The following is an 11,237-nucleotide window of genomic DNA, read 5'->3' on the forward strand; positions in this document are numbered from 1 at the left end:
TCGCAGGCCGTCGCCAGCGAAGGCTCGACCGCCGTGCCGCCGATCTCGTAGGCCAACAGCGCCTCGGTGACCTGCTCGCAGGCCCGCAGCGACTCGCCGTCGGTCTCGTCAGCGCAGTAGAGGCTGATCGGCTCGGCGTTCTGCATCCAGACGAAGGTGTCCTTGCCGGGATCCATCTTGGCGAAGGACTCGTTGCCCAGCGGGCTGACGTGCGGGTTCTGGACGGCCGCCAGATAGGCCACGCCCGAACCGCCGTGAGCCACGGGCACCATCGGGACGTACTCGCGGATCAGATTGTTCGCCTGCTCATAGAGCGGGGCGCGCTCGTCGTTGCCAGCCAGCGACGCGGCTTCGGCCAGCACACCGGTGAGGTCGTCGAAATGCGTGCCGAACTGGTCGGACGAACCGGCGCCGAAGTGGTAGTCAAGGAAGTTGGTCATGTCGGGGTAGTCAGCGCCCCAACCCAGCAGATGCAGGCCCTCGATCGTGCCGGCGTCAGCCGCTTCCAGGAAAGCGCCGGACTCCATGACCTCAATCTCGGCCGTAATGTTCAGATTCTCGGCCAACTGGGCCTGAATGTCCTGGGCGACGATGTTCGGGTCGGGCAGATAGCCGCGCACCACGTCACGATACGTGATCGTCGTCTCGAAGCCGTCGCCGAAGCCCGCTTCCTCCAGCAGGGCGCGCGCCGCCTCGGGGTCGAACTCATACCACTCCTCGCCGGTGCAGCCGTTGGGGATGGCGCACGGCGTGAAGTGCGTCGCCACCTCGGACCCGGCCGGGTAGAAGTTATCGACGATGCGCTGCCGGTCGATGCCCATGGCGATAGCCTGGCGGACTAGCTGGTTGTCGAACGGCGCGAAGGTATTGTTCATGCCGACGTAGAAGACATTGAGGGCCGGGCGCTCCAACAGTTGAAGATTCGCGTCGCCGGCGATGGTCTCGAAGTCATCCGGGGCCGGGTTGTCGATGCCGTCCACGTTGCCCGACTGGAGTTCCAGCAGGCGCGCGGCCGACTCGGTCTGCCAACGGAAGACCAGCGTGTCGGCGAAGGCCGGCTCGCCCCAGTAGTTGGGGTTCTTGGTGAAGGTCAGTTCTTCGCCGCGGTTCCACTGATCGACCATGTAGGGGCCGGTGCCGATCGGGTTCTCCAGCAGTTCCGGCGTGCCGCCAACCGCTTCCAGATGCTCAGACGGTTGGATGGCGAACGAGCTAAAAGCCGCCTTGGCCGGGAAGGCCGGGTCGGGTGCGCACATGGAGAATTGCACAGTCAACGGGTCGATGGCGGCAATTTCCTGGAATAGACCGGTATACCCCTCGGCCTCACAATCGGCGGAGACGACCATGAGATCGCTACTGGCTTCGGCCTCCGGCTCGGCCGTGGCCTCGCCGCCCGCCATTTCAGTAGCGGCGGCCTCAACCGTCGGGGCGATCTCCTCGACCGCCGCCTCGACCGTCGGCGCCAGTTGCGTCGCGGCGGCCTCTACCGTCGGGCCGATCTGCGTCACGGCCGCCTCAACGGTCGGGCCGATTTGCGTCGCTGCTTGCTCAATCGCCTCCTGCACCTGGCCGCCGGTAGCCGTACAGCCGGCGAGGAACAGGGCAACGATGAGAAGCAATCCCGTTACCAACATCCCACGATTCTTCTTCATCTTCTTTCACTCCTTCCGTGAATGGTGAAGCTAAGCGTATAGCTCCATAAGCCGCCGAATAATAGCATGGGTAGGGGAAAAGGCAAGGGAAACGTGGGTAAGTGGCAGGGGGGTAACGGTTTGGTGGCAGGGGCGCAGGGAGGATGGCAGAGCCTGCATTCACCAGAGGCGGGGCAGGTGGCAAGTAGCAAGTCGGTCGTTGGTGAGCTGATGTCAGCGGTCAGCTTGATAGCGGCTTTTCCGGAATTCCCGCGCGCGCCGCTATTTCGGGTATAATCCGCCGGTATGAGAAACCGCGAGGTTGTGGAGATCTTCAGCCGGGTGGCCGACATGCTGGCTATCCGCGGCGACCAAATTCACCGCATCATGGCCTACCGGCGCGCCGCCGAGAGCATCGAGGCGTTGGGCCGTGACATCAACGTCGTCTACGCTGAGGGCAAATTGACCGACATCCCGGGCATCGGCGACACGCTGGCGGCCAAGATCGAGGAGATGCTAACCACGGGCCGGTTGGCCTTCTACGACAAATTGGCCGCCGAAATCCCGCCCTCTCTGGTGGACATATTGCGCGTCGAGGGGTTGGGGCCGAAGCGGGTCAAGCAGGTCTACGAAGTCCTGAAGATCGCGACACTGGAAGACCTGACCACCGCCGCCCGCGAGGGCAAGCTGCGCGACTTGCCCGGCATGGGCGCCAAGTCGGAGGCCAAGATTCTGGCGGCTATCGAGGCGCTGGCCCGCCACGGGGACGCGCGCATCCCTCTGGGCGTCGCCTGGCCCATCGCCCAAGAGATGTTGGCCGAGCTGGCCCAAGTGCCTGGCGTCATGCAGTTCGCCGTCGGTGGCTCGCTGCGGCGCATGCGCGAGACGGTCGGCGACATCGACCTGCTGGTGGCCGCCGCGTCGGCCGAAGCGGTCATGGATCGCTTCGCCGCGCTGGACGGCGTCGAGACGGTCGCCGGCCGCGGCCCGACCAAGACCAACGTCGTCCTGTTCAACGGCCTCGGCGTCGATCTGCGCGTCCTGCCAGCCGAGCGCTGGGGCACCCTGCTCAACTACTTCACCGGCAGTCAAGCCCATAACCTGCGACTGCGCGAACGGGCCCTCAAGAAGAAGCTCAGCCTCAATGAGCACGCCTTTACCCCCCTCGACGGCGGGCCGGAGATCGTCTGCGCCACTGAGGAGGAGGTCTACGCCCGGCTCGGCCTGCCCTACATCCCGCCGCGGCTGCGCGAGGATCGCGGCGAGATCGAGGCGGCCCTGGCCGGCAAGCTGCCAGCGCTGGTCGAAGAGGGCGACCTCCTGAGCGACCTGCATATGCACACCACGTGGTCGGACGGGACGCTGAGCGTGCTGGACATGGCCCGCGCCGCGCAAGCCAATGGGTTGCGCGCCGTGGTCATTACCGATCATTCCGTCAGCCTGGGCATTGCCAACGGGCTGTCGGTGGAGCGGCTGCGCCAGCAGACGGTCGAAGTGCGCGCCGCCGACGAGGCGATGGGGCCTGACTTCCGCGTGCTCCATGGCACGGAGATGGAAATTCGCGCCGACGGGACGCTCGACTATCCCGATGAGGTGCTGGCCGAACTGGACTTCGTCATCGCCAGCCTGCACACCGGTCTGGGCCAGCCGCGCGACCAGGCGACCCACCGCCTGCTCAACGCCATCCGCAACCCGCACGTGGACATGATCGCCCATCCCACCGGCCGGCTCTTCCCGGATCGGGCGGGGGCCGACCTGGACATGGACGCCGTCATTGCCGCCGCGGCCGAGACGGGCACCATCCTGGAGATCAACGCTCACCCGTCGCGCCTCGATCTGCGCGACAGCCACGTCCGCCAGGCCATTGAACTCGGCGTCAAGATCGCCATCAACACCGACGCCCACCGCGCAGAGGAGTTCGCCAATCGCCACTACGGCGTCGCCACGGCGCAACGCGGTTGGACGACAGCGGCCGACGTCGTCAACACTTGGCCTATCGAGCAGTTGCTGGCCTACCTCCAGAAGATCAGCGGTGGCGCCTCCCAGGCTTCGTCCACTGGGAGCGGGTGAGTATGATGACCCTGACTGTCCACAGCGCCCCAACTCCTGTCGGCTCAACGTCTACCACTGGAGCCGTATCGGAGAGCCTTGACCCGCATATCCTGGCCACGCTGCGCGATCTGGCCGACGTGCGCACGTACCCGGCCGGCGTCCTGCTGACCCATCAGGGCGCGACGGAGAACACCTTTTACGTGATCGAGAGCGGGCACGTCGTCGTCCTGCGGATGCTCGAAGACGGACAGGAGCAGGTGCTCAACATACTCGGCCCGCGGCAATCGTTCGGGGAGATGGCGCTGCTGGACGACAACCCGCGCCTGGCGACGATCAAGACGCTGACCGAGACAACGGTGTTGGAAATCACCGCCGATCGTTTCCGGGCGCTCCTCCAGGCCGATCCCGATCTGGCCCTTCACATCACGCGGCGGGTGCTGGCGAGTCTGCGCACGCTTGACCAACTGGCTATCCACGATCTGCGCGCGAAAAACGCTCTGTTGCAAGAAGCCTACCTGAACCTGCAAGCAGCTCAGGCGGAATTAGTGGAGAAGGAGCGGCTGGAGCGGGAGATGGAGTTGGCGGCTGAGATGCAGCGCAGCCTCTTACCGGCTGTCCTACCCCGCTACGACGACTTCCACTTTGCCTCCTACCTCGCCCCGGCGCGTCACGTAGGCGGCGACCTATTCACCGTGCAGCCGCTCGACGACGAGCATGTGGCCGTCCTGATGGCCGACGTGGCCGACAAAGGCATGCACGCCGCACTGGTGATGGCCGTCACGCGCACGCTCTTCTTCCAGGAAGCGTCGCGCTCGCTGTCGCCGGCGGCGGTCGCCCTGGCGGTGCACCGTGGTTTGCTGGCTGTCAGTGGCGCGCAGGATGGGTACGGCATCGACGCCTTCGTCACCGCCTTCTACGGCGTGCTCCACCGGCCCAGCGGCCGGCTGACCTACATTCGCGCGGCGCAGGATCGGCCGCTCTTGCTCCGGCCGGGCGAACCACCAGCCCCGCTGCCGGGCGACGGCCGCTTCTTGGGTATGCTTGATGATCTGCACTTGCCAGAGTACTCACTGACGCTGCGCCCCGGCGATTGGCTGCTGCTCTATAGCGACGGCGTGACCGATGCGCGCAACGAACGCGACGAGTCCTACGGGCTGGAGCAGCTGAAGCGCGCCATGCAAGCCGCGACCCCCGTTTCACTTCTCGCGCGGCGGAGTGGCGAGAGTGTGGTAGACGACGTGTTGCGGCGGATCGCGGCCGACATCAATCAGTGGCGCGGCGACGCGCCCGCCTTCGACGACGTAACCATGCTATTGGTCGAGACCCTTCAGCCCTGAACTGTAGGGCGATTTGCCAGATCGCCCAGCCAAATCGCGCCACATCGCTTACGCCTGAACGAGCCTATGAGACAGACCCCCCATCCTCAAATCGACCGCCAGGACGCCCGTCCGCCGACCCCGTGGCGGTGGCTGGGGCTTGGCGCGCTCATCACCCTCGTCGTGCTGGTCGCCCTAGCCTGGTTCCTGGGCCGCTTCCTGACCCAACCGCCGGATGAAACGTCGGCCGCGTTGGAGCCGACCATCATCGTGCGCACCGCTCCGCCGGTTCCGACGGCTACCGTCGCCGTCTTCGCCCCGTCGCCGACGGTTGCGCCGACGGCGACCACCGAGCCGACGCGCGACCTGTCCGTCGCCCCGCCGGAAGTGACCGTCGGCTACTACGCCCAGGTGGTCGAGACGGGCGGCATTGGCGTTACCGTGCGCAACGGCCCCAGCACCGCCAACCAGCCGGTGACGGTCGCGGGCGAGAACTCGATCATCCTGGTGCTCGAAGGGCCGACGCCCGGCGGTCAGTACCAATGGTGGCGCATTCGCCTGGGCGATGGAACGGAAGGCTGGGTGGCCGGCGACTTCCTCCGGCCCTCGGCTGCGCCGTAAGAAGAATGCACAGACTAGGCAGATTGCGCCGATTTTGTTTGGCCGTTAGTCACACTGACCACTAACCACAGTAACCGTAATGAACCCAGAAACCCGTATCCAGCAACTCCGCCAGGAGATCGACTTCCACCTCTACCGCTACCACGTGCTCGACTCGCCGGTGATCAGCGACGCCGAGTACGACGCGCTCTACCGCGAGCTGGTGGCGCTGGAGAGTGAGCGCCCCGACCTGGTGACCCCCGACTCGCCTACCCAGCGCGCAGGCCGCCCGCCGTCAGAGGCCTTCGCCAAGGTAACCCACGCCGCGCCCATCCTTAGCCTGATGAACGCCTTCGACGCTGAGGGCCTGCGCGCCTGGCGGGCGCGCATTGGCCGCCTGCTGCCCCAGGACACGCACCTCGACTACGTGGTCGAGCCTAAGCTGGACGGGTTGACCGTCGTGCTGACCTATCGCGACGGCGCCTTCACCCAGGGAGCGACACGCGGCGACGGCGTGGTGGGCGAGGATGTGACGGCCAACCTGCGCACGTTGCACGGCGTGCCCAAACGTATCCCCGTCGATCCCCGCAGCGAGCTAACCGCGCCATCCTATCTGGCGGTGCGGGGCGAAGTCTTCATGCCGCTAGATAAGTTCGAGGAGCTCAACGCGCAGCGGGCCGCCGCGGGTGAGCCGATCTACATGAACCCGCGCAACACCGCCGCCGGCTCGCTGCGGCAACTCGATTCGTCCAAGACGGCCGCGCGGCCGCTGCGCCTCTACTGCTACGATATCGTCGCTCATGATGGCGTCGCCCTGCCCGCCCACCAATGGGATCGCCTGGCCTGGCTGCGCGAGTTGGGCTTCCCCGTCTCGCCCGACAACAAGCACTGCCAGGGCCTCGATGAGGTGGTGGGAGCCTACGAGGAGTGGATTGCTCGCCGCAACCGGATCAACTACGAAGTCGATGGTGTCGTGGTCAAGATCAACGACCGCGAGTTGGCCGACAGCCTGGGTTTTGTAGGCAAAGACCCGCGCGGCGCGCTGGCGATGAAGTTCCCGGCCCAGGAGAAGACGACACGACTCACCGGCGTACAGGTCAATGTGGGCCGCACCGGCGTACTGGCTCCCAACGCCATCCTGGAGCCGGTGGAGATCGGCGGCACGGTCGTCCGCAACGCCACGCTACACAACTACGACGAGATCGCTCGCAAGGACATCCGCATCGGCGATCGGGTCGTCGTCAAGCGCGCCGGCGACGTCATCCCCTACATCGTCGGGCCGATCGTTGACGTGCGCGACGGCAGCGAGCGGCCCATCGAGCGGCCGGCCATCTGCCCAACGTGCGGCGAGCCGGTTGTGCAGCTTCCGGAGGAGGTGGCGCTCTACTGCGAGAACGCCGCCTGTCCGGCGCAACTCATCCGCCGCCTGGAGTACTTCGTCAGCCGCGGCGCGATGGACATCAACGGCTTTGGCACGCAGACGGCGGCCCTCCTCTTCGAGCGCGGCCTGATCCACGACGTGGCCGACATCTACGCCCTGAAGCGCGAAGACCTGCTCGCTCTGGAGGGATTTAAAGACAAGAAGGTAGACAACCTGCTGGCCGGCATCGAGGCCAGCAAGGAGCGGCCGCCCGAGCGATTGCTGACCGCGTTAGGCATCCGCTTCGTCGGCAGCGTGGTGGCCGCCCTGCTGCTCAACGCGCTGGGCAGCATCGACGCCATCGCCGCCGCCGGCGCGGAGCGGCTGGATGACATCGAGGGTGTGGGCCCCCAGACGGCGCTATCGGTGGCCGCCTGGTTCGAGAGCGAGCACAACCGCGCGCTCATTGAGAAGCTGCGCGGCGCTGGCCTCCGCCTGGCGGCCGAGCCACGGAACGAAGCGCCAGAGACCAGCCGCCTGCTCGCTGGCCTGACGTTCGTCATCACCGGCACGCTGCCCACCCTCACCCGCGACGAGGCCGCCGCCTTCATCGAAGCCAACGGCGGCAAGGTGACCGGCTCCGTGAGCCGCAAGACGGACTACCTCCTCGCCGGCGAGGCCGCCGGCAGCAAGCTCGACAAGGCCCGCGAACTAGGCGTGCCCATCATCGATGAGGCGATCTTGATGGGCATGATCTCCGGTGATTAATGGTCAGTGGTAGGGGTGGGTTTCAAACCTGCCTCTACCACTGACCGCTGTACGGGCGGGTTTCAAACCCGCCCCTACTGCTGACCGCTAGCATGACCGAGTTCTTCAACGTTCTCCCCCCCGACGAAGCCCGCGCCCTCCTGTTGCGCCACGTTCGGTCGCTGGCCGATCCGGAGGTCATTGCCACAGAGTCGGCGCTAGGGCGGGTAACGGCCACGGCCTTGCTCGCGCCGCAGTCGTTGCCCACCTTCCGGCGCAGCACGATGGACGGCTACGCCGTACGCGCCGCCGACACCCACGGCGCGGGCGAGAGCCTGCCGGCGTTCTTACAGGTCGTCGGCGAGGTGGGCATGGGGCGAGCCGCCGGCATGGCGTTGCGCCCCGGCGAGGCGGCGCTCGTCCATACCGGCGGCATGATCCCCGACACGGCCGACGCCGTCGTCCAGGTGGAGCACACCCAGCGCGTCGGCGGGCCGGCCGGCGGCTTTCCCCACGAGATTGAGGTATTGCGCGCCGTCGCCGTTGGCCAGAACGTGATCCAGGTGGGCGAAGACGTCGCGCCAGGGGCGATCATCCTGCCGGCAGGCCACGTCCTGCGCCCACAAGACCTCGGTGGCCTGCTGGCGCTGGGCCTGACCGAAGCGCCGGTGGCGCGCCGGCCGCGGGTGGCCATTCTGGCGACCGGCGACGAGGTCGTGCCGCCGTCCGCCGCGCCGGGGCCAGGGCAGATTCGTGACATCAACAGCTACACCGTCGCCGGACAAGTCATTCAGGCCGGCGGCATCCCCCAGGTGCGCGGCATCGTCCCCGACGACTTCGCCGCGCTGCGGGCGGCGGCGGTCGCGGCGCTGGCCGAGAGTGATATGCTGGTGATGTCGGCCGGCTCATCGGTCAGTGTGCGCGACATGACCGTGCGGGTCATTGGTGAGTTAGGCGCGCCGGGGGTGCTGCTCCACGGCGTCGCCACGCGGCCTGGTAAACCGACCATCGTGGGGGCGGTGGACGGCCGGCCGGTGCTGGGGCTGCCGGGCAACCCCGTTTCGGCCATGATCCAGTTCGACATGTTCGGCGTCCCGGCCATCTACCACCTGCAAGGGGCCGCAGCTATGCCGCGCCATGGCCGGGTCTGGGCGCGGCTGACGCAGAACGTCCCCAGCGAGAGCGGGCGCGAGGACTACGTGCCGGCGCGCCTGGAGGAGACGGACGCGGGGTTGCTGGCCGTGCCCGTGTTCGGCAAGAGCAACCTTATCTACACCCTCGTCCAGGCGGATGGCCTGATCAAAGTCCCCCTCAACCGCGGCGGCCTGTTGGCCGGCGACCTCGTCGAAGTGCGACTGTTTTGAAGAGCTCACGCAAAGCGCGCCAAAGACGCAAAGAACGCCAAAAGAAATAACCCTTCTTTGCGTTCTTTGTGTCCTTTGCGCGCTTTGCGTGAGCTCTTTCTTAAGGCAAGTCGGCCGCGCATCGGAACCCCAGCGTTTTGTCAGCATTATCCGGTGCTGACGGGAAGCGCACCGCTACGGTAGTGAAGTAGCCCGTATCGTACCAGGAGCCGCCGCGCACCACCCGGTCCTCGCCAGTCAATGGGCCGGTCGGGTTCTCTGCTGGCGAAGCGGCATAATACGTCGGGTCGTACCAGTCGGCCACCCACTCCCACACGTTGCCGGCCATGTCATACAGCCCGGCCGGACTGCGACCGGCCTCATAGCTGGCGACAGGTGCGGTCGCCGCGTAGCCGTCATTGTAAGCGAGGTTGGCGTGTTCGGCTTGGCAGTTGGCGTCGCAGAAGTTGAGCGCCTTGCCGTCGAACGCATCCCCCCACGGGTAGGGGCGGGTTTCAAACCCGCCTCTACCGCCATCCCAGCCGGCGGCCATTTCCCATTCGGCCTCGGTCGGCAGGCGCGCCCCGCGCCACTCGCAGAAGGCCGCCGCGCCATACCAGGTCACGCCGGCCGCCGGCCGCCGCTCCAGCCCGCCACCCACCACATATACCCCATCGGCCATAACGATCTGAATCTCGTCCGTGTTGAGGCAGGGATAACCCAGGCAGAGCGCCGCCGCGCCGCCCGTCTCATTCAGGAACAGCGCGAACACCTCGTTCGTGACCTCGTGGCTATCCATGTAAAACGGCGCGAGCGTCACCAGATGCGCCGGCTCGGACGCGGCAAACCACGCCTCCTGGCAGTTGCGCCGAAACGTTGCGCACAGTGCCATCGAGTCCGCGACGCTGGCTCCCATCTGGAAGGAGCCGCCCGGCAGCAGTGTCATCGTTCCGCCGCTGCTGCCGCTCTCGGCTGGCAGTACCACGTCGAGTTGCGCCGGCGGGGGCGCGGCGGTCGCCGTCGCCGTCGGCAACGGGGTTCGCGTTGGCAGCGGCGTCGGGCTGCTGGGGGCGGTCGCAGGCGGCACGGGATTCTTATCCCGTGTTGGCGTGGTGGGGGGCGCCGAAGGGGTGGCGTCAAGCGGGGGAATGGTTACGACCATCGTGACGCCGGCTGGCAGTTCCGCGGTGGGCGACGCGCCGGGCGTGGGGACGGGCGCTTTGGCCGTCGCCAGCGCCGCCGGCAGGCGCTCGCCCAGCGCGGCGGCATTGGCCCGCGCCGTGGCTCCCCACGGTTCCAGCGTGGCTTTCAACTCCACGGCCGCCGCGCTCAGGGCCGCCGCCGCCTCGTCGCGGGTACAGGCGCTCAGACTCAACACGAGGATGGATAGGATGATAAGGGTAGCGACTGTGGCTGCTCCACACCTGACAGGTTGGCGGGTGAAAGCTGGCTCGGAAGAATCCGGCCGGGCGCTGCGATCAATTGACATTGAACTTCCCCACTAAAAGACCAGACAAGTGGTCAGTGGTCAGTGATCAGTAGTCAGTATTCAGTAGGTCAGCAGATAAGTGACCAGTGAACACTGACCTATTAGCTACTGACCACTGACCACTGACCACTGATTTATCGCGTCTGCTCCGCGTCCCAATGGATCTGCGTCAGGCTCGTGCAGCCCTCAGTGCCGTGAACCTTGAAATCCTCCGGCCGCCCGTTGCACCAGTTGAAGAAGCCGTTGGCCGTGTTCAGCGTCCCGTCAGCCGCTACGATGCTGATGTCATCGATGACGAACATCGTCCAGCCGAAGAACTCGGGGAACTTGCGGCCGACCATCACGTGGAAGTACTGGCCGGGCTTGATGTGAACGGTCTCGTCGCGGCCGACGTAGTTGCAGACCGCGTCGCCGTTGTTACAGACGTACTGATCGGGGAACAACTCGCGCCAGTCGGTGACGCCGGCGCGGTCGGGCGAGTCGCTGATGGCGTACCAGGCCACGCTGTTGTAGGGGCCGGTCTTGCCGTCTTCAAAGGCGGTCGCGCTGATACTGACGAAGTAGTTGCCCTCTACCGGGATGCGGTCTAGCTTCTGCACCGCGCCCGCATAGTAGCCGCCTTCCTTGGCGCCCGCGTGCTGGATGAACCAGCCCATGGCGTTGTTGATGCCCTCCGGGTTGGCGGGCAGGGCCAGGTCA

General features: G+C 66.5%; 8 protein-coding genes. 5 read left to right on the top strand and 3 right to left on the bottom strand.

Annotated elements, in window-relative coordinates; all coding sequences use genetic code 11:
- Window positions 1–1,652 (bottom strand): ABC transporter substrate-binding protein (locus ACE3UY_RS16685; protein WP_374688621.1); only part of this gene is annotated, 1,652 nt, incomplete at its 3' end.
- Window positions 1,653–1,937: 285 nt separating this feature from the next.
- Here ACE3UY_RS16685 and polX point away from each other — a divergent pair.
- The 5 genes from polX to glp all read left to right on the top strand — a co-directional run bounded on the left by polX (window position 1,938) and on the right by glp (window position 9,070).
- Window positions 1,938–3,701 carry a DNA polymerase/3'-5' exonuclease PolX gene (gene polX, locus ACE3UY_RS16690; protein WP_374688622.1) on the top strand — a complete coding sequence of 588 codons (1,764 nt, stop codon included), beginning with the start codon at window positions 1,938–1,940 and terminating at the stop codon, window positions 3,699–3,701.
- Between the two features lie 2 nt (window positions 3,702–3,703).
- Complete coding sequence (locus ACE3UY_RS16695) at window positions 3,704–5,020, top strand: PP2C family protein-serine/threonine phosphatase (RefSeq protein WP_374688623.1); 1,317 nt, start codon at window positions 3,704–3,706, stop codon at window positions 5,018–5,020.
- A 66-nt stretch (window positions 5,021–5,086) separates the two neighbouring features.
- Window positions 5,087–5,620, top strand: coding sequence for an SH3 domain-containing protein (locus ACE3UY_RS16700; protein WP_374688624.1), 534 nt, complete (start codon window positions 5,087–5,089; stop codon window positions 5,618–5,620).
- A 79-nt stretch (window positions 5,621–5,699) separates the two neighbouring features.
- Window positions 5,700–7,727 carry an NAD-dependent DNA ligase LigA gene (gene ligA / locus ACE3UY_RS16705; RefSeq protein WP_374688625.1) on the top strand — a complete coding sequence of 676 codons (2,028 nt, stop codon included), beginning with the start codon at window positions 5,700–5,702 and terminating at the stop codon, window positions 7,725–7,727.
- 92 nt (window positions 7,728–7,819) lie between these two features.
- Entirely contained in the window at window positions 7,820–9,070 is a 1,251-nt protein-coding gene (gene glp / locus ACE3UY_RS16710) for a gephyrin-like molybdotransferase Glp (RefSeq protein WP_374688626.1), read from the top strand.
- A 100-nt stretch (window positions 9,071–9,170) separates the two neighbouring features.
- On the opposite strand, the gene ACE3UY_RS16715 is transcribed toward glp, so the two are convergent.
- Window positions 9,171–10,538, bottom strand: a complete 1,368-nt coding sequence (locus tag ACE3UY_RS16715; RefSeq protein WP_374688627.1) for a formylglycine-generating enzyme family protein — start codon at window positions 10,536–10,538, stop codon at window positions 9,171–9,173.
- 134 nt (window positions 10,539–10,672) lie between these two features.
- A partial coding sequence (locus tag ACE3UY_RS16720; protein WP_374688628.1) for a hypothetical protein occupies window positions 10,673–11,237 on the bottom strand: 565 nt, incomplete at its 5' end.

The organism is Promineifilum sp. (SeqCode) (assembly GCF_041918635.1).
GTDB lineage: Bacteria > Chloroflexota > Anaerolineae > Promineifilales > Promineifilaceae > Promineifilum.

Coding starts and splice junctions, on each gene's coding strand:
- polX (WP_374688622.1), top strand. CDS start 1,938: ATGAGAAACCGCGAGGTTGTGGAGATCTTCAGCCGGGTGGCCGACATG.
- ACE3UY_RS16695 (WP_374688623.1), top strand. CDS start 3,704: ATGATGACCCTGACTGTCCACAGCGCCCCAACTCCTGTCGGCTCAACG.
- ACE3UY_RS16700 (WP_374688624.1), top strand. CDS start 5,087: ATGAGACAGACCCCCCATCCTCAAATCGACCGCCAGGACGCCCGTCCG.
- ligA (WP_374688625.1), top strand. CDS start 5,700: ATGAACCCAGAAACCCGTATCCAGCAACTCCGCCAGGAGATCGACTTC.
- glp (WP_374688626.1), top strand. CDS start 7,820: ATGACCGAGTTCTTCAACGTTCTCCCCCCCGACGAAGCCCGCGCCCTC.
- ACE3UY_RS16715 (WP_374688627.1), bottom strand. CDS start 10,538: ATGTCAATTGATCGCAGCGCCCGGCCGGATTCTTCCGAGCCAGCTTTC.